The following is a 17,369-nucleotide window of genomic DNA, read 5'->3' on the forward strand; positions in this document are numbered from 1 at the left end:
CACCGAGATCGAAATCGCATGGGGTGGGGCATGCCCCACCCCATGCGATCGCCTCAATCTACACCGGAAATTACACCACGAGCCCGGACGCTAACCTCGAAGTCGACCTTGAGGCGCTTGGTATTGGAGCGCGCCGTCCTGCGGAAATCATGCGGGGTGAAACGCTCGATGGGATGCCCGGCCAGTTTCTCCATGCGGGCGAGCACCCGGTCCCGCGCTTTGTACCAGACGGAATTGTTGCGAGGTCCGTCGATCTTGATGGCCTGAAAGACCCATTCATGATTGGTCTGCATCAGAGAGCGCCCCCAGGGGCCAAGGGCGATGCTGTGTTCGAAGGAGTTCTTGGCCCGCGTTGCCGGAATGGTCCACACGCCATTGACGATCTCATCGCTTCTGGCTCTGGCCACCTCGGTAATGCGTGCGGCTGACAGGAGGCACAGTAGTAGGCCTCGCTGGAAATCACGCTCCTCCTCTACCAGAGCTTGAAGAAACCACTCGAGTTCGAGATGGCTGAGTTTGCGCGTCCGTGCCTTTTCAGGAAAGCGCAGATCGCCCAATCGTTTCGACGGGTCCGCTTCCAGCCCTACTTCAAGGCCGCGCAGGGAAGCTGCCCAGCCGAAGAAGACCTTCAGCTCGGCAGCCAGCCGATTGGCCCTGACTTTGGCGGTCTTGCCCTTAGCTTCCACCAGATTGATGAGATCTCTTTCGGTAACCTCGTAAATGTTGTGGCTGCCAATGGTGGGCGCGATGTCGTGATTGTACACATCCATCTTATCCTTGATGGTGAGAGGCTTGTTGATCCGTTTCGCGCGCGATGACCGCCCCTCGTGAACCGCGACCATGTAAAGCCCATGGGCCTTGGCCACGGTCATTTCGTTTCGGGCTTTTTCGGCGCGCTGGACGGCGCGAGGGTCGATGCCGGCTTCTATCTGGAGGTTGAGTTCCCGCGCCCATTCTCGAGCTTCCGCCATCGACTGAGCGGGGAAGAGCCCGCCGAAGATCGTGGCGACGACTTTCTGACGCGCGACCTGTCGGCGATAGCGCCAGCGCTTCTTGCCCGACTTAAGGACCTCGATCGCAAGGCCCGGCGTGAGGGGATCCGCGAGGCAACCCTCGCAAAGTGCGTCAATCATGGCAGGTGAGAAGGTGATTTTTTGAGCCATAAGTCCGATTCCATCGGCGTTTGGCGCATATAAAATCATGGCAGAAATCATGGCAGAATAGGCGTCCAGCCCAGTCGGGCGAGGTCAGGCCCTGTCTAGCCAATTTTCTGAGGTTTCTGCCGTAAAGCATTGCGCAAAAGCCGAATCATGAGGACTCGACTGGCTGGGGTGGGAGGATTCGAACCTCCGCATGGCGGTACCAAAAACCGCTGCCTTACCGCTTGGCTACACCCCAACGTCATCTCGGCCGCATCGGGCCGGGAGGCGTCGCATAACCACATTGCGCGGGGAAGAAAAGAGGCAATTTGAGCTTTTTGCGCAAATTGCCTCTTTGGGCGCACAATCAGGCGGTCGCGTTCACAAGAGCGGCGAAATCCGCCGCCGAATGGCGTTCGAGCAAGCCCTTGCGATTGTTCACCAGCCGCCCGCGCTGCGTTGCCTCGCGCGCGTCGATTTCACGCACCCAGCGGCCCACGTTTTCATATTCCTCAAGGCTGAGGAAGGTCTTGGCATCGCCATAAGCCTCGCCGCGCCACAGATTGCCCAGCCAGGGATAGGCGGCCATGTCGGCGATGGAATAGTCGTCGCTGCCCAGAAAACGGCTTTGCGCCAGACGCTTGTCGGCCACGTCGAACAGGCGCTTGGTTTCCATCGCATAACGGTTGATCGGATATTCGTATTTTTCGGGCGCATAGAAATAGAAATGGCCAAAGCCGCCGCCGATGAAGGGGGCGCTTCCCATCTGCCAGTTGAGCCAGCTGAAGGTTTCGGCGCGCGCCGCGCCGCCGGTGGGCAAAAATGCGCCGAATTTTTCTGCCAGATAAATCAGGATCGCGCCCGATTCGAACACGCGCACCGGCTTGGCTTCGGTGCGGTCGAGCAGGGCGGGGATCTTCGAGTTGGGGTTGATTTCGACAAAGCCCGAGCTGAATTGATCGCCCGCGCCGATGTCGATGAACCACGCATCATATTCCGCGCCCGCATGGCCCGCGGCCAGCAGTTCCTCGAGCAGGATTGTCACCTTCTGCCCATTGGGCGTGGCCAGCGAATAGACTTGCAGACCATGTTCGCCCACGGGCAGCACCTTTTCATGCGTGGCGCCGGAAACGGGACGGTTGATGCTGGCGAATTGGCCGCCATTGGTCTTGTCCCAGGTCCAGACCTTGGGCGGGGTATAGGTGTCGCTCATCGTGACAGGCTCCTGCGGGGGTTGATTGCTTCGGCAAGATAGGAACGCGCCGGGCGATCCGCCAGAAGCGGGCGCCACAAGAAAGTTTTGACCGGGCAAAAGAAAAGCGGGGACGTTTGAGGCCCCCGCTTGACGCATTCTCATTTGACTTTGCCCTCAAGGGCCTCAGGCGATCTTCATCACCCAGCCATGCGTGTCGGGCATCTGCCCGCGCTGAATGGCGACCAGACGGTCCTTCAGCTTGGCTGTGGTCTGGCCGGGGCCGCCGCTGCCGATGGTAAAGCTGGTGCCGTCGGGCGAGGCCACGCGGCCAACCGGCGTCACCACCGCCGCCGTCCCGCAGGCAAAGGTTTCGAGCAGCTTGCCGCTGGCCGCATCCTCGCGCCACTGGTCGATGGAATAGCGTTCCTCGCGGATAGTCAGCCCTTCCTCGCGCGCCAGTTCAATAAGGCTTGCCCGCGTGATACCCGGCAGGATCGTGCCGGACAAAGGCGGGGTCAGCAGGCTGCCATCCTCAAAGGCGAAGAACAGGTTCATGCCGCCCAGTTCTTCCACCCACTTATGCTCGGCGGCGTCAAGGAACAGCACCTGATCGTGGCCGCGCGCAAAGGCTTCGGCGGTGGGAACCAGCGAAGCGGCGTAATTGCCGCCGCACTTGGCCGCGCCCGTGCCGCCCGGCGCCGCGCGGGTGTATTCCGACACCCAGATCGACACGGCGGGAGCGCCGCTCTTGAAATAATTGCCGGCAGGCGACGCGATCACGATGAACTTGTACTGCTTGGCCGAACGCACGCCCAGGAAAGGCTCGGTGGCGATCATGAAGGGGCGCAGATAAAGCGAGGCGCCCTCCTGACCCGGAATCCACGACTGATCGGCCAGAACCAACTGGCGAACCGCCTCGACAAACACGTCCTCGGGCAGTTCGGGCATGGCAAGCCGGGTTGCGCTGGCGTTGAAACGCTGCGCATTGGCCTGCGGGCGGAACAGCGCGATACTGCCATCGGCGTGCTTATAGGCCTTGAGGCCCTCAAAGATTTCCTGCGCATAATGCAGCACGCTGGCCGCCGGATCGAGCGGGATGGGGCCGCGCGGGCCAAGGGTGGCATCGTGCCAGCCTTTCCCTTCCGTCCATTCAATCACCACCATATGGTCGGTGAATTGCGTGCCGAAACCGGGCGCGGCCAAAATCCCTTCGCGTACCTCATCGGCCACGGGGGCGGGGTGGGGCAGGCGGGTGAAGGACAGGACAGGCTCGGCGATGGTCGCCATGATACACGACTCCTCATGGGGTGAATGCGGTTGCCTTTGAACGAAAGTTACGCACAAGGCAAGGGTCTTGAAATTAAAAATCACAAGGCCCGTTGGTTTCACGGCTGATAGCATGGTTGATGGCGCGGGAAAACCGCCTGAAACCCATCAATTGTCGATGCGGGGCAATTCGCTGGCCTCAAGCCTTGCGTAAAAATGCGAAACTGATCGCTGCAACTCATAGCGCGCCAATGCGACGCCCGCGAAACGTTCAGGGATCACCATATCGCCCGCCTCGCCCATATCCAGCCCCCGCGCCACCGCAAGGGCCAGCGCGCCTTCCAGCCATGTCAGCCAGTCGCGCGTCTGGGCAATTGCGCCATGGGTCGCGTCCACCGACCCATGGCCGGGGATCAGGCGCGCGAATTGCCGTCCATCCAGTGCGTCCAGACTGCGCCGCCATGCCGAAAGATCAGCGTCGGGCGTGGCGGGCGCGCGATTGTGAAACACCAGATCGCCCGCGATCAGGGTGCCGCTCGCCCGGTCCATGATGGCGAGATCGCCTCCCGAATGGCCCGAGAGCGCAATCGCCTCGAGCGCTCGCCCACCGATCTCAAAAGGCCCTGGCGTCACATCCATCCCCGGCAGCACGACATTCGTGCCCGTCATCCAATCGGCCAGCAGGCGATACATGCCATCGGAAAAGCCCCGCCCATCGCGCTCCAACTCGTGCCGCGTTTCAGGCAGGGCGGCGATGATCGCGGGATCGAAGGCTGCGGTCCCCATCGCGTGATCGGGGTGAAGGTGGGTAATCAGCACCCGCAAAACCGGCCCTCCTGTCAGCTTGCGCGCCCATTCCGCCAGCGCCTGCCCATAGGCCAGCGAAGGCCCGCAATCACACAGGATCGCGCCGCCCTGCGCCGCCAATATCGTGCAATTGGCAATCGCCCCGCCATTGGCAAAGGCAATCGCCTCATCCGCCCCGCGCACCACCCAGACGCCGGGGGCGACCTGATCGGGTTTGAGCGTATAACGCTGCGCCGCGTGTGCAGCCAAAGGTGCCGCCATCATCGCGCCGATCATCGCGCGGCGGGTAAAGCCGTTACCCATGCGGCCGGCTCTGTGGGCCGATCACGCCCTGATATTCGCGCCCTTCGCTGTCGCGGGCCTGCACCTTGACCGGGCCTTCGCGCGTCGGGCGCAACAGAAAGGTGAAGGCAGGGTCCTCGCTGACCGATCCCTCGACGGTCATATTGGCCAATTCCACCCCGGCTGCATCGTGCAAATGGATGGTTTCAATATGAAAGCTGGGAATATTTTCCACCAGACCGGTGTCCATCGGGTGGCGCAGCGAGACCCGCAGGCGCAGATCATCGCCCTCGCGCCATGCGGCCCCGCGCATTTCGCCCAGATGCAGCGCCCAGTCGCCCTTGGCCCTGCTGACCGGGGGCGCGGAGCATCCCCCGCCCGCCGCATCGACCCACACGCCCGACACATGCCACGCCCCATCGGCCCCCATCACCGCCGCGCGCACCGGGGTCCGCTGGTCCAGCTTGATGCGCAGCGAAAGGAAAGGGGCGGCATGGAGGGGCCGGAAATCGACCGCCTGTGTCAGCGGGTTGAGATCGGCGAAGACGATGATCCGCGAGGCGCCGGGGATGGTGCGCGCGTCCACCGTCACGGGAAACTGATGCTGATTTTCGGCAATCACCGGCACCTGCAACCGCACACGGGGGTCGAACACCACCGGGGCGCCCTTGAACAGGCGCGCGGCATGATAAGTCCACATGGGCGATCCCAGCGGGTCCTTTGGCAGGGCAGATGCCGCCCACGCGCAGGCGGGCAGCAGGAGTAGGGACAAGACCGTGAGGGCTGCTTTGCGCATCATACCAAGGGCGACTATGCACCCATGGACGGGCCGGTATATGCTACCTTGGGATAAGGAGGATGGCATGTTGGGGCTGATGGCGGGTGTGATTTTGGCGGCGGTTCAGCCCGGATTGTTCGACGCCGATGGCTATCGCGCCTCCTCTTATCGCGCGCCGGTGGACCGCGATCCCGCGCCCGCGCCGCGACTGGCGCTGGCGGCGGCGCGAGGCTTGGCGCCGGGGCGCGATGCTTTGTTCATTGATGCGCTGCCTTTGACGCGCGCCGCCGGGCAATGGGTGCAGACCGAGCCGCATGACACGATTGCGGGCGCGATCTGGAGGCCCGAGGTCGGGCGGCCCGGTGTTGATCCGGCGCTGTGGTCGAGTTTGCGCGGGGCTATTGCGGCGTGGCGGCGTGGACATCCGGGCGGGCCGGTGGTGCTGTTCTGCCGGATGGATTGCTGGATGGGATGGAATGCGGCCCGCCGCCTTGCGCGTGAAGGTGTGGGCGATGTCTATTGGCTGGCCGAGGGCGTGGAAGGGTGGCGCGAGATGGGCGGCGCGCTGGCGCCTGCAAAACCGGAACCCGATAAATGAGCCGGAACCCATAAATGAGAAGGGCCACGATAGCCTAAGCCATCGCAGCCCTTCGCATGGTCAGCGGCCGCAAAAGTGCCGCTCACGAAGCCTCTATCGCTTAATCGTTAAACTCAGCGATAATGCCTCGCGATACGGATTGCCGACCTCTCTGCTGAACCATGAGACATCGGATCACCTCCTTTCGCGCTGTTGAGCCATAGGGAGCCGCCGGGGGGCGCAATACCCAGTCCAGACGACGGGGCGAGGGTCTGTTCAACCGCGCTCGCCTTGGATCAAAGGTGGTGTATTTCGCGCCGCACAACAAGTCTTGAAATGGAAAAAATTGCTGTCACAATCTTGGCTCCTCAGGCGGTGAGTCTGGGGAAATCCTACGAAAACCTGTCTTATTGCTGCCGTTGGCCTGTCATCCTGCGCGGGGCCAGTGTGCGTTTGCGGAATTATCCCCAACGGTGATGGCATGAGCCTGAGTCGCGCAGGTTTTATCACCCGATTTTTCAACGCGGCGCGCGGCCAATTTAGCGCGGGGCGCGGCAATCCTCGACCACGCGCGATGCTGAAGCATCAGCAGGCAGCAGCAGCGGGGTATGGCCCGTCACCTCAACCTCCCAGCGCCCCCGCGTCAGGGCGATGGCGTCGAGCAGGCGGTCATTGGCAGGCAGCGCCAGCACGGCCCCTGCGGCATCGCTCTGCGTGCTGGCCTGCCGGGTCTGGGTGGCGGTGGTGATCTGGATGACGCCGCCCGCCGCGCCTGGAACGATCAGGCGCACCTGACCGCCCTGACAGGCCATGATGATCTGGGGCGCGCCGGTTTTCGTGCCATAGGCCGCCTGCGATACGCCGCCCGACAGGCTCCAGAGCCATGCGCCAGGCGTGATCGGCAGGTCACGCCAGTCGGTGGGCGTGGCCAGCGGCACGGGCATGGGGCGCGGCGCGGGCCTGACCACCGGGGCGGGCGGCGGCGGCGCCACGGGAGGCGTGGGCGCGCAGCTCGACAGCAGGAGCATGGCGAGCGATCCGCACAGCCCAGAGAGTGCCAGAGTGCGCCTTGTGGCGAAGAAAGGGGCGCGCGCGATTGCCATCATCGCCTCCCTATGGAATGGGGGAGCGGCCAAGACAAGCCGCCAAACAGAACCGAGACGATGAACAGTTCCAAAAACCGACCGGATCCCGCACCCAAGAAGCCCGCAAAAACGCGCGTCGATCAATTGCTGGTCGATCGCGGTCTGGCCGAGAGCCGCAGCCGGGCGAGCGCGTTGGTGCTGGCCGGATTGGTGTTCAGCGGCGAGACGAAGATTGCCAAGCCGGGTCAGTCGATTGCCGAGGACGCGCCGCTCGAAACGCGCGGGCGCGATCATCCGTGGGTGTCGCGCGGGGGGATCAAGCTGGCCCATGCCATCAGGCATTTCGGATTGGACCCCAAGGGCGCCACGGCGATGGACATCGGCAGCTCGACCGGCGGCTTTACCGATGTCCTGCTGACCCATGGGGCAGAGCGGGTGTTCGCGGTCGATTCCGGCACCAACCAACTGGCGTGGAAATTGCGGCAGGACCCTCGCGTCACCGTGCTGGAGCAGACCTCGGCGCGGATACTGACCGAGAATGAGATCGATGCGCCCTGCGGCTGGGTGGTGTGCGATGCCTCGTTCATCGGGCTGGCCAAGGTGCTGGAGGTGCCATTGCGGCTTGCCGCGCCGGCATGTCGCCTGGTGGCGCTGATCAAGCCGCAGTTCGAGGTGGGGCGCGGCGAAGTGGGCAAGGGCGGCGTGGTGCGCGATCCGGCCTTGCACGCGCGTGTTTGCGAAGAGGTGCGCGTCTGGGTCGAAGGGCTGGGCTTTGCCGTGCAGGGCATTGTCGAAAGCCCGATCACCGGGCCTGAGGGCAATGTCGAATTCCTGATCTCGGCGTGGCGTGAGGGTAGAGCGTGAAGCAGGATCGGCGGATAAAGCCGAGGATTAACCCTGTTGCAAGGAATTTTCCGCGACTGTCTCCGTTTCGGAAGCAGCGCTCTTTGCGCCATTGCGTGCCGGGCCGGGTCCCGCCACAAGGGCGCCGATGCCGGGCGAATCATGGCGTTGCGTTAACCAGTCGTTTCACCCGAATGGCTCATAAAGGGGCAAGCAGGGCTGGCTGAATGCCATCGCTCCGGGCTATGAGGGTAATGCGGCGCGGCACGGCGCGGCGGCAATCAGACGGGGTTCTGGACGAAGATGACGGAAATTGCCTCCTCGGGTCAATTGCGGGCGGGACTGGCGCGCTGGGTGCTGGTGCTGGTGCCAGGGATCAATCTGCTCGGCTTTCTCTCGGCCAGCGTCTCGCTTTCCGGGCCGAACAATCCGTGGTTCGCCTCGCTGGTCAAGCCGGGGATTTATCCGCCGCCGCTGGCCTTTCCGCTGGTGTGGACGGCGCTGTATGTGATGATGGGCGTGGCGCTGGCGATTGTGGTATCGGCACGTTCGGCGCCGGGGCGCGGCGCGGCTATTGCGTTGTTTGCCGCGCATCTGGTGCTTAATCTGGCATGGTCGCCGGTGTTTTTCGGGCTGCATCGGATCGCGCTGGCGCTGGGGATCATCATTGCCATGGCGGTGTCGCTGGTGGCGGTGATCGCGCTGTTCTGGCGGGTGCGGCCGGTGGCGGCAGGGCTGATGGTGCCCTATCTGGCATGGGTGCTGTTTGCCAGCGTGCTGAACTGGCAATTTCTTGTGCTTAATCCCGATGCCGACGGGCAGGATGCGCCCGCCGCGGTGCATATTCAACTTTAGAATTTCTCCGCTGCCCTTGATCCTTGTCCTTTTGCGGGCCATCTAGGCGGCATGCGGACCCTTCTGCCATGAGGGCGGGGGGCGCCAAGAACTAAGACGGATATGCGCGCCATGCAGAGCGAAAACCCCTTCCTTGCCGATTTCGTGAAGCTGATGAACAGCGCCGCCGGGACCTTTGCCGGGGCCACGCGCGAAGCGCGTGATGCCGCACGCGAACGTTTCCGTGAGGCTTTTGGCGGTCTCGATTTCGTCAGCCGCGAAGAATTCGACACGGTGAAAGCCATGGCCGCCACGGCCCGCGAAGAAGTCGAAGTGCTTAAAGAAAAGCTGGCCGCGCTTGAAGCCAAGATCGGCGGCTGAAGCATAAAGGGCGGGGCGATCATGCGCACCCGCCCCGGTATCTGCGCGCGTAAACGCCGCTATGCCAGCGAGGCCGAGGCGGTGGCGGCTGTATTAAAGGCCGCCATCACGCTGCGCCCCTATCGCTGTGCGATCTGTCGCCAGTATCATCTGACCAGTCGGACCAAGGGAATGCGGGTGTTGCGGGTGGAACGCGCCCACCCGCCCGTTTAGATTAAACCCCGCCTTCCGGCGCGGAAACCCGCCCCGTCCGCTCCAGCTTGCCCCAGCCGGTGCCGACCCCGCGCACAGCGGCGGCCACAGCCCGGATCACCACCGAATACATCAATTGGCGATAGACGAAGCGCTGGGCCAGCAGGAGGAAGGGGCGGAATTTCTTGTCGCGCACATCCATGCGATAGGCGATCCAGCCGCACACAAGATCAATGGACGAAAACGCCGCCCAATAGACGGCCATGCGCAGCACGTCGGTCTGGGTCTGGGCCCAGCCATGCTGGATCACGCGGGTGATCGTTCCCAGAATCGAGACGACCAGCGCCAGATCGATCGTGGGCGAAATGACAGCAAAGAGGATCTGGAACACCCAGGCCTGCGGCACGCCGATAAAGGCCAGGCCCCCCGGCTTGCCCCGACGCATGATCTTGCGATGCTTCCACAGGCATTGCAGCGTGCCATAGGACCAGCGGAAGCGTTGCTTGGACAGAGCGCCAAAGCTCTCGGGCGCCTCGGTCCACGCCACAGCCTCCTCGTCATAGGCGACCTTCCACTTCTTGCGCTGGATGGCGATGGTCAGATCCTGATCCTCGGCCAGCGTGTCTTCGGGATAGCCATTGACGCTTTCCAGAGCCGTGCGCCGCCATGCGCCAACCGCGCCCGGCACCACCATGATCGCGTCGAACCGGGTCAGCGCGCGACGCTCGATATTTTGGGCCGTGGTATATTCCACCGCCTGCCAGCGGGTGACCAGATTGACCCGGTTGCCCACCTTGGCGTTGCCCGCCACCGCGCCGATTTTCGGATCGATGAACCAGCGGACAAGGCGCAGGATCGTTTCTTTTTCAAACTGCGTATCGGCGTCCAGCGCGACGATGATCTCGCCGGTGGCTTCCTTGAGTGCCTTGTTCAGCGCGCTCGCCTTGCCGCCATTGACCAGCGTCATCAGCCGCACGCGCGGATTGTCGCCGAATTTCTCGGTGACGATTGCGCTGGTCTGATCCTTCGATCCATCGTCCACCACGATCACGTCGAGATAGGGATAGGTCGATTCCAGAATACGCTTCACGCTGCTCTCGATCACCTTCTCCTCGTTGAAACACGGGATGATGACGGTGACCTTGGGGCGGAAGGTGGCATCGGGCGTGGGCGCCTTGCGCTTGGCCGGCAGCATGGCCAGCGCCACCAGCGTGACCGAGCGCAGTACGCCCAGCGCGATGGCGAAGAAGAACGACCAGTTGAGCACCACGATCATCACCCCGATCGAGGTGAAGGCGAAAACGTCGGCCCGCACCGCCAGCAGGTCATAGCCTTTGACCGGCGGCATAACCTGATCGGGCGTCAGCCCGGCCAGTTCGGCTACGGAGACGAATTTGTACCCTTGCTGGCGCAGCGCGACGATGATGCCGGGCAGGGCGGTCACGGTCTGCTCGCGGTCGCCGCCGCCATCGTGCAGCAGGATGATGTTGCCTGAATAGGCCGGACGCCCTTCCTTGACCTGGGCCAGCGTGGAATCGACGATATGCTGCACGCCGGGGCGCATCCAGTCATCGGGGTCCACATGCAGGCCTACGACCGTATAGCCATGCTCCTGCGCGATTTGCGCGGGGACCAGTTCGTCGGCGGTGGTGGGTTCGGCGTCGCCGAAATAGGGCGCGCGAAACAGGCGCATCGAACGGCCCGTATAGGCCTCGACCAGCCGCTGGGTCGCGTTCAGTTCAAGCCTTATGCCGGTTTCCGAGGAATTGGCCATGTTGGGGTGAGTATAGGAGTGGTTGCCGATCTCCATCCCTGAGGCGACCATGCGTTGCAGAATGGCCCGGTTCGATACCCCGTTCTCGCCAATGACGAAAAAGGTAGCAGGCACCTTGTATTGTTCGAGGATCGAGAGGATCTTGGGCGTCCAGATCGCGTCCGGCCCATCGTCAAAGGTCAGCGCGACCTTTTTTTCCGCATAGCCTGTGCGCTGAACCTTATAGGGCGTGGGCAGGCTGTCATAGGCCATGGCCGAAACCAGCCCGGTCTTGGGGTCAAAGCTCAGCTTGCGCTCGCCCTCACGCGGGGTCGAGGTGATGCGCAGGATTTCGCCCGCGCCTTCCACGTCTGCATTGGCGGTCTGGGCGATGTGGCTCAGATCGGGAAAAGGGTTCTGCCTGCCCCCGCTGCGCCAGCTTTGCAGCGCCTGCCAGAAACCGGGGTCCTCGGTGCCCAGGCGCCAGAGCGCGATATTGCCCACGCCCAATTGCGAAAGGATGCGCATCTGGTTCCAGCTTGCCGCCGCATCGACCATCCACACGTCATGGCGCTGGCCATTTTCGAGGAAGGAGAAGCCGGTGTTGCCGCTGGCCTTGTCATAGGTGGGTGTGGCGGAGGAATCATGAGCCGAAAGCCACGCTTCTTCGACGGTCAGGCTCTCAGCGGCATTCTTGCCGTCCGGGCCGGGGTGCCAGTCATAGGCATAGGAGCCCAGCGCGATGATGACCTTGTCGGCGGGCATGTTGCCGATGGCTTTGCGGACCTTTGATGCGAACCAGTCGTTCGAGGCGATGGGGCCGGGGTTCCCGCTGGCCCAATGCTCGTCATAGGCCATCAGGATGATCTTGTCGGCCACGGCCGCAAATTGCGAAGGCGACCAGCCGTCGCCCTCCATCGGCAGGGTGACGGCAACAACCTGTCCGGTGGGATCGAGCGCGCGCTCGACCTCGGCGATCATCGCGCGATAGGCGGGAATGTCGCTGGGCCGCAAGTCTTCAAAGTCGAAGATGATGCCGGCATCGCCCGATTTCTTCAGGTAGTCGAGCAATTGCCCGATCAACGCCTTGCGCTTGGCTTTGCTGGCGAAAAGCGCGATGGCGGCGGGGCGCGAAAAGCCCTTGTCATCGACATTCTGCAGCACCGGCACCACCAGCGGGCGATGCAGCGCCGAAAGCAGGATGCGCCGGAGAGGGCGATCCTCGCTGACATGCAGGTTGCCCGCCATATCGATGTTGAGCGAGGTGGGGGCCACCCAGTCGACCTGGTTGATATGACGCAGCAGCGATGGCGCGGAGGCATCCGACCAGTTCGAATAGAAGGCGACGGTGATCGTCTGGCCCTTGCTGTTCGCGCGCTGTTTGGGCGGGGTGCTGAACATGCGCGAGACGGAATGCGACAGGCGCGAGACCTGCGTGCGCATAGGCAACGCTGTGCGCCGTTCAAACCCGAGAGGCAGCGGAGAGGGCGCAGGAATATGCACCACGGTCGTGGCAAAGGCGATGGCGGCCACCACCAGCGCGATAAGCCCGAAGAAGGTCAACCGCCGCGTCCAGCGCCGACGGCGCCCCGAGGGATCGAAAAATACTGGTCTGGACAAGTCCGCCCCACCTTTACACTGCGAAGACAGGCGCTTCATCCCGAGCGCCCTTTGCGCCGTCTCTAGCATCGCCAGCCTTCGCCGGAAAGCGGCGGAAATCATCCCTGCGCGCATTCTTCCCCAATTCAACGAAAACGCCCCCCTTGGCGGATGCCAAGAGGGGCGTCTCGGGCCGTTCCGGGGAAATCAGGCGGCCAGAGTGTTGAGGATGGGGGCCGGCCCGCTCAGCCGTACCGCAGCCCCGCCGCGCCGCCGCCGGGCGATCCATTCGCCCAGCATTTCCGCCGTCGTGTGGTCGATGCCATGCACATCTTTCAGATCCAGATGGATTGCGCGATCCGCAGGCACGCTTTCCAGACGGTTGGTCAGCTTGGTCAGGCTGAGGAAAGTGGCCGAACCCTGGAGGGCAACGTGATGCCCATCGTCGGTGTGCTTTTCCTCGACGCCCAGCCGCAGCCCCTTGGCCAGCGGGATCAGTTCCACCAGCGAGAGCAGCAGGCCCGCGATCACGCCCGTCAGCAGGTCCTTGCCCACCACCAGCGCGAAAGTGACGACCCAGATCGCCGCCGGGATCACGCCATAGTTGTGGAACAGATGCGTGACATGCTTGAGGCTGACCAGACGCCAGCCGGTGACGACGAGAACGCCGCCCAATGCCGCCATCGGCACTTCGCGCAGCAGCCAGGGCAGCAGCGCGACAAAGGCCAGAATCCACACGCCGTGCAGGATGGCCGACAACCGCGTCATCGCGCCTGCCTGCACATTGGCCGAAGAACGCACGATCACGCCCGTCATCGGCAAAGCGCCCACCGCGCCGCACAGCATGTTGCCGATTCCCTGCGCCCACAATTCCTTGTTGTAATTGGTGCGCACGCCATCATGCATACGATCCACCGCAGCGGCCGAGAGCAGCGTTTCGGCGCTGGCGATAAAGGCGATGGCGATGGCCGCGGTAATGACCGCCGAATTGCCCAGCGGAGCGAAGAAGCCCGCGCCCGGCGTGCCAAAGGCGGCTGCCAGCGATTCGGGCACCGCGATGCGCGTGACGTTCATGCCAAAGCTGGCCGCGATGATCGTGGCCGCACCCACGCCCAGCAGCGCGCCGGGAACCAGCGCGAGCTTTTTCGGGCGCCACTTTTCCCATGCCAGCATGACAAGGATCGTGGTCAGGCCAAGGCCGAGCGCCATTTCGGTCGAGCGGATGTCGGGCGAAAGGCCCAGCACGCGCCCCGGAATGGCCGCCAGATTGGCCAGCCCGTTCGACATCGGCTTGGCGTCAAACAGGATGTGGAACTGGCCCAGCACGATCAGCGCGCCAATGCCCGCCAACATGCCATGGACCACGGCCGGGCTGATCGAGCGGAAGAGGCCGCCAAGGCGCGCCACGCCCGCTACCAGCTGAATAGCGCCCGCCAGCACCAGCATCGGCCCCAGCGCCGAAAGCCCGTGATCGCGCACGAATTCGAACACGATCACCGCCAGACCCGCCGCCGGGCCCGACACCTGCAAGGGCGAACCGGCCAGTGCGCCCACGATAATGCCGCCGATCAGGCCTGTTACCAGGCCTTTCTCCGGCGGCACGCCCGAGGCGATGGCGATGCCCATGCAAAGAGGCATCGCCACCAGAAAGACGACAATGGAGGCGGTGAAATCGCGCGCCAGAAAGGCGCCGATCCCGCTCTTTTGCGCCGTCTGGCTCATTCGGCCGCCTCCGCGACGAGGGTTTCGTCGGCGATCCGGCGCGAGGCAGGCATGGCGACAGGCAGCGGGGCGTCTTCGCGCATCGGCACGAAATGGCCGGTGTCGCCATCAAGGCCCAGCACCTGCCCGGCATGAATATCGACGAACCAGCCGTGCAGCGCCATTTCGCCGCGCGCAATGGCCGAGGCCACCGAGGGGTGGGTGCGCAGATGGGCGATCTGGGCGATGATGTTTTCCAGCGTGATTGCGCGGACGCGTTCCTTGTCCTGCAAATGGCCCTTGCAGGTCGAAACGATGTGTTCGGCCGCTGCGCCATGGTCCAGCCACGCCTTTACGTTGGGCATACGCTCAAGACCCACGGGGTTGGACAGCGCCTTCATCGCGCCGCAATCTGAATGACCGCACACAATGATGTCGCGTACGCCAAGAGCGGCCACTGCATATTCCACCGTGGCCGACACGCCGCCAAGCTGGGTGCCGTAGCTGGGCACCATATTGCCTGCGTTGCGGCATACGAAGAGGTCGCCGGGCTGTGCCTGAAGGATCTGTTCGGGCACAATGCGCGAGTCAGCGCAGGAAATCATCAGCGCCTTGGGGAATTGCCCATGGGTGGTCAATTTGTTGAACAGCTCGCCACTGGCCGGAAAAGTGGTCTTTTCAAAGCTGAATACGCGGCCAATCAGTTCGTTCATGGTCACACCTTTCGATCTGTTTGCCTGCCGCAAGGGGGGCTGGCTGATGAGATCAATCTATGTGTCCGATTTTGCTATGACCGCGCGGCTGTGTAAGGAAGTGTTGCTAAAAACTGAGCGCCACATGAACCACTTACATGGGCGGCTGGGGCAGGCGGATGAGGGCGCGCAGGCCCCCCTCGGGCTTGTTCGACAGGATCAGTTCGGCCCCCTCGCTGCGCAGAACCCGCACCACGATGGGCAGCCCCAGCCCCATGCCCGCCGTATTGCGCGCCCGCGCGCTGTCCAGCCGGATGAAAGGTTGCAGCACCTTGCCCAGATGTTCCTCGGGAATGCCCGGTCCATCGTCCTCGACCGCCAGCGTGACGCTGGCCTTTTCGATCTCGACGCGCACCATGACATTGCCGCCGTAATGCAGCGCATTCTCGATCAGGTTCGACATGGCCCGGCGCAACGATACCGCGCGTGCCATCACCACCAGCCGATCGGGCCCCTCATAATCGGCCGGATAGCCGCGATCCTGCGCCCCATCGACCAAGGTTTGCGCCATCGCGGCAAGGTCGACCGGCTCCTTGGGGGGGCCGGGTTCGTCCAATGCGACGAAATCCTGAAGCGAGGAGAGCAGGTCGCGCATTTCCGACAGATCGCCATCCATCGCATCGCGTTCCTCAATATCCATCGGTACGCCGTCCAGCCGCAATTGCATCCGCGCCAGAGGCGTGCGCATGTCATGGCCGATGGCCAGCATGGTCTGGGTGTTGGCGTCGAGCAGATCGTCGATCCGCCCCTGCATCGCGTTGAACGCGCCGATCAGTTCGCGCACTTCGGCCGGGCCGTCCATTTCAATCGGGCGCGCATGGGGCGTGCCGACATGCCGACTGGCCCGCACCAGCCGCCGCAAAGGGCGCAGCGAGGCATAGACCAGGAACCACGCCAGCGGCACCAGCAGCAGCGTGGGCAGGATGATGCGCAGCACATAGCCCGCGCGCAGGGCGAAAATATCGCGCGCCTCGCTGTGGAAGGTGATCAGCGAATTGTCGGTCAATACCATCGAGCCGTCGACCTCATGGCGGGCATGGAGCGGGGCCAGATGCAATTGCAGCCGGTACTGGTTCAATTGCGGCTGATAGGCGATCAACTGATGCTGCAACGTGCCCAGATCGAGGGCAGCCAGCGGACGGTCGGCCCCGGTCGGCTTCCAGCGGATTTTCAGGCCCGGACTGCTCAGCTCGCGCGCCAGACCGTCGCGCCGCGCGGGCACGTTTTCCTCCAGCAACCGCGCGGCAATGGCCAGCCGGTCGGCCAGACTGTCGGCTTCCTCGGCCTCCAGCGCGAATTCATTGGCGCGTTCAAACAGGATCGCATTGGCGCCGATGTCCACCAGCATGACCACCGCTAGAATCGCCAGCATCCGCGCGGGCAGGCCCAGAGCATGAAGCCATTTCAATGGCGGGCAACCTCGGCGGTGAACATATAGCCGATGCCGCGGACGGTGGCGATCGGGGCCTGCCCGTTGGGGTTGGACAGTTTGCGCCGCAACCGGCTGACCAGCACGTCGATACTGCGGTCCGAGCTGTCGGACAGGCGCGTGCGCGACAGTTCGATCAGGCGCTGGCGCCCGATCACGCGCTGGGGCTGGCCAAGGAAGGTGGCGAGCAGATCGAATTCTGCCCCGGTCAGATCGACCAGCGCCCCTTCGGGCGAGCGCAATTCATGGCGCGAGAGCGAGAGCGACCAGCCATCGAAGGTGAGCATCTTTTGCGCTGGCGTGCGCTCCTCGTCGCTGCCGCCGCGGCGCAGCACCGCGCCGATGCGCGCGATCAGCTCGCGCGTGCTGAATGGCTTGGCCAGATAATCGTCGGCCCCCAGTTCAAGGCCCAGCACGCGGTCCTCCTCGCTGCCGCGTGCGGAAACGAAGATGACGGGCGTGTCGGATTCCTTGCGTAACCGGCGAAACAGTTCGATGCCCGTGGTGCCCGGCAGCATGATGTCCAGCACGATCAGATCGGCCGGCGCACTGTCGAGCATTACCCACATTTCCGCGCCTGTGCTGGCCGTGCGCACGTCATAGCCATTGGCGCGCAGCGCCCGCGCCGTCAGCAGGCGCAGCGCCGGATCGTCTTCTACAAGCAGAATGGATTTTGCTGTCATGATATCTGAAACCTGGCCGTGGAACGGCGAACAGTAAAGGCGATCGGGGCGCGAGGTAAAGACCTCTTGCCCC

The 17,369-nt window shown here is 63.6% G+C and carries 16 protein-coding genes and 1 tRNA gene; 5 read left to right on the forward strand and 12 right to left on the reverse strand.

The annotated features are described in order from the left end of the window. Positions 1–53: 53 nt before the first annotated feature. The 6 genes from FHW96_RS14370 to FHW96_RS14395 form a co-directional block, all read right to left on the reverse strand. Positions 54–1,214: an integrase arm-type DNA-binding domain-containing protein gene (locus FHW96_RS14370; RefSeq protein ID WP_172341282.1), complete on the reverse strand. Its 1,161-nt coding sequence runs from the start codon at positions 1,212–1,214 to the stop codon at positions 54–56. Between the two features lie 109 nt (positions 1,215–1,323). Next, positions 1,324–1,398 (reverse strand) — tRNA-Gln (locus tag FHW96_RS14375). Between the two features lie 108 nt (positions 1,399–1,506). Beyond that, positions 1,507–2,352: a glutathione-dependent disulfide-bond oxidoreductase gene (gene yghU, locus FHW96_RS14380; protein ID WP_172341283.1), complete on the reverse strand. Its 846-nt coding sequence runs from the start codon at positions 2,350–2,352 to the stop codon at positions 1,507–1,509. A 165-nt stretch (positions 2,353–2,517) separates the two neighbouring features. Continuing rightward, on the reverse strand, positions 2,518–3,621 hold the full coding sequence (locus FHW96_RS14385; RefSeq protein ID WP_172341284.1) for a branched-chain amino acid aminotransferase: 1,104 nt from the start codon (positions 3,619–3,621) through the stop codon (positions 2,518–2,520). Positions 3,622–3,768: 147 nt separating this feature from the next. After that, on the reverse strand, positions 3,769–4,710 hold the full coding sequence (locus tag FHW96_RS14390; protein ID WP_172341285.1) for a quinoprotein relay system zinc metallohydrolase 1: 942 nt from the start codon (positions 4,708–4,710) through the stop codon (positions 3,769–3,771). After that, complete coding sequence (locus FHW96_RS14395; RefSeq protein ID WP_371815722.1) at positions 4,703–5,389, reverse strand: quinoprotein dehydrogenase-associated SoxYZ-like carrier; 687 nt, start codon at positions 5,387–5,389, stop codon at positions 4,703–4,705. Before FHW96_RS14395 ends, FHW96_RS14390 begins: the two co-directional genes overlap by 8 nt. A 163-nt stretch (positions 5,390–5,552) precedes the next feature. Between FHW96_RS14395 and FHW96_RS14400 the strand changes: the two genes are divergently transcribed. Then, positions 5,553–6,065 (forward strand): rhodanese, encoded by a 513-nt coding sequence (locus tag FHW96_RS14400; protein ID WP_172341286.1) that lies wholly within the window; start codon positions 5,553–5,555, stop codon positions 6,063–6,065. Positions 6,066–6,583: 518 nt separating this feature from the next. Here the strand turns inward: FHW96_RS14400 and FHW96_RS14405 are convergent. Further along, a complete protein-coding gene (locus FHW96_RS14405; RefSeq protein WP_172341287.1) occupies positions 6,584–7,150 on the reverse strand; it encodes a hypothetical protein in 567 nt (188 codons plus the stop codon). 57 nt (positions 7,151–7,207) lie between these two features. Here FHW96_RS14405 and FHW96_RS14410 point away from each other — a divergent pair, with 57 nt between their 5' ends. From FHW96_RS14410 to FHW96_RS14425, 4 genes are all read left to right on the forward strand, one after another. Beyond that, on the forward strand, positions 7,208–7,993 hold the full coding sequence (locus FHW96_RS14410) for a TlyA family RNA methyltransferase (protein ID WP_172341288.1): 786 nt from the start codon (positions 7,208–7,210) through the stop codon (positions 7,991–7,993). A gap of 282 nt (positions 7,994–8,275) precedes the next feature. Beyond that, the gene (locus FHW96_RS14415) at positions 8,276–8,827 is read left to right on the forward strand and encodes a TspO/MBR family protein (protein WP_172341289.1); all 552 of its coding nucleotides are present in this window, start codon (positions 8,276–8,278) and stop codon (positions 8,825–8,827) included. A gap of 111 nt (positions 8,828–8,938) precedes the next feature. Then, positions 8,939–9,187: an accessory factor UbiK family protein gene (locus FHW96_RS14420; protein ID WP_168604462.1), complete on the forward strand. Its 249-nt coding sequence runs from the start codon at positions 8,939–8,941 to the stop codon at positions 9,185–9,187. A 21-nt stretch (positions 9,188–9,208) separates the two neighbouring features. Then, positions 9,209–9,400, forward strand: a complete 192-nt coding sequence (locus FHW96_RS14425) for a hypothetical protein (RefSeq protein ID WP_172341290.1) — start codon at positions 9,209–9,211, stop codon at positions 9,398–9,400. Position 9,401: 1 nt separating this feature from the next. Here the strand turns inward: FHW96_RS14425 and FHW96_RS14430 are convergent, their stop codons facing one another. From FHW96_RS14430 to FHW96_RS14450, 5 genes are all read right to left on the reverse strand, one after another. Beyond that, positions 9,402–12,752: a glycosyltransferase gene (locus FHW96_RS14430; protein WP_172341291.1), complete on the reverse strand. Its 3,351-nt coding sequence runs from the start codon at positions 12,750–12,752 to the stop codon at positions 9,402–9,404. A gap of 186 nt (positions 12,753–12,938) precedes the next feature. Beyond that, positions 12,939–14,453: a SulP family inorganic anion transporter gene (locus FHW96_RS14435; RefSeq protein WP_172341292.1), complete on the reverse strand. Its 1,515-nt coding sequence runs from the start codon at positions 14,451–14,453 to the stop codon at positions 12,939–12,941. After that, complete coding sequence (locus tag FHW96_RS14440; protein WP_172341293.1) at positions 14,450–15,145, reverse strand: carbonic anhydrase; 696 nt, start codon at positions 15,143–15,145, stop codon at positions 14,450–14,452. Before FHW96_RS14440 ends, FHW96_RS14435 begins: the two co-directional genes overlap by 4 nt. Positions 15,146–15,278: 133 nt before the next feature. Next, positions 15,279–16,592 carry an ATP-binding protein gene (locus tag FHW96_RS14445; RefSeq protein WP_253950972.1) on the reverse strand — a complete coding sequence of 438 codons (1,314 nt, stop codon included), beginning with the start codon at positions 16,590–16,592 and terminating at the stop codon, positions 15,279–15,281. Next, positions 16,589–17,296 carry a response regulator transcription factor gene (locus FHW96_RS14450; protein WP_172341294.1) on the reverse strand — a complete coding sequence of 236 codons (708 nt, stop codon included), beginning with the start codon at positions 17,294–17,296 and terminating at the stop codon, positions 16,589–16,591. The genes FHW96_RS14445 and FHW96_RS14450 overlap by 4 nt, the downstream gene beginning before the upstream one ends. Positions 17,297–17,369: the final 73 nt, after the last annotated feature.

The sequence above is a fragment of the Novosphingobium sp. SG751A genome (assembly GCF_013149295.1).
Classification (GTDB): Bacteria; Pseudomonadota; Alphaproteobacteria; order Sphingomonadales; family Sphingomonadaceae; genus Novosphingobium.

Bases quoted from the DNA above. Each gene is read 5' to 3' on its own strand.
- FHW96_RS14425 (WP_172341290.1), top strand. From the start codon at position 9,209: ATGCGCACCCGCCCCGGTATCTGCGCGCGTAAACGCCGCTATGCCAGC.
- FHW96_RS14415 (WP_172341289.1), top strand. From the start codon at position 8,276: ATGACGGAAATTGCCTCCTCGGGTCAATTGCGGGCGGGACTGGCGCGC.
- FHW96_RS14410 (WP_172341288.1), top strand. From the start codon at position 7,208: ATGAACAGTTCCAAAAACCGACCGGATCCCGCACCCAAGAAGCCCGCA.
- FHW96_RS14450 (WP_172341294.1), bottom strand. From the start codon at position 17,296: ATGACAGCAAAATCCATTCTGCTTGTAGAAGACGATCCGGCGCTGCGC.
- yghU (WP_172341283.1), bottom strand. From the start codon at position 2,352: ATGAGCGACACCTATACCCCGCCCAAGGTCTGGACCTGGGACAAGACC.
- FHW96_RS14405 (WP_172341287.1), bottom strand. From the start codon at position 7,150: ATGATGGCAATCGCGCGCGCCCCTTTCTTCGCCACAAGGCGCACTCTG.
- FHW96_RS14370 (WP_172341282.1), bottom strand. From the start codon at position 1,214: ATGATTTCTGCCATGATTTTATATGCGCCAAACGCCGATGGAATCGGA.
- FHW96_RS14420 (WP_168604462.1), top strand. From the start codon at position 8,939: ATGCAGAGCGAAAACCCCTTCCTTGCCGATTTCGTGAAGCTGATGAAC.
- FHW96_RS14435 (WP_172341292.1), bottom strand. From the start codon at position 14,453: ATGAGCCAGACGGCGCAAAAGAGCGGGATCGGCGCCTTTCTGGCGCGC.
- FHW96_RS14395 (WP_371815722.1), bottom strand. From the start codon at position 5,389: ATGTGGACTTATCATGCCGCGCGCCTGTTCAAGGGCGCCCCGGTGGTG.
- FHW96_RS14390 (WP_172341285.1), bottom strand. From the start codon at position 4,710: ATGGGTAACGGCTTTACCCGCCGCGCGATGATCGGCGCGATGATGGCG.
- FHW96_RS14440 (WP_172341293.1), bottom strand. From the start codon at position 15,145: ATGAACGAACTGATTGGCCGCGTATTCAGCTTTGAAAAGACCACTTTT.
- FHW96_RS14385 (WP_172341284.1), bottom strand. From the start codon at position 3,621: ATGGCGACCATCGCCGAGCCTGTCCTGTCCTTCACCCGCCTGCCCCAC.
- FHW96_RS14400 (WP_172341286.1), top strand. From the start codon at position 5,553: ATGTTGGGGCTGATGGCGGGTGTGATTTTGGCGGCGGTTCAGCCCGGA.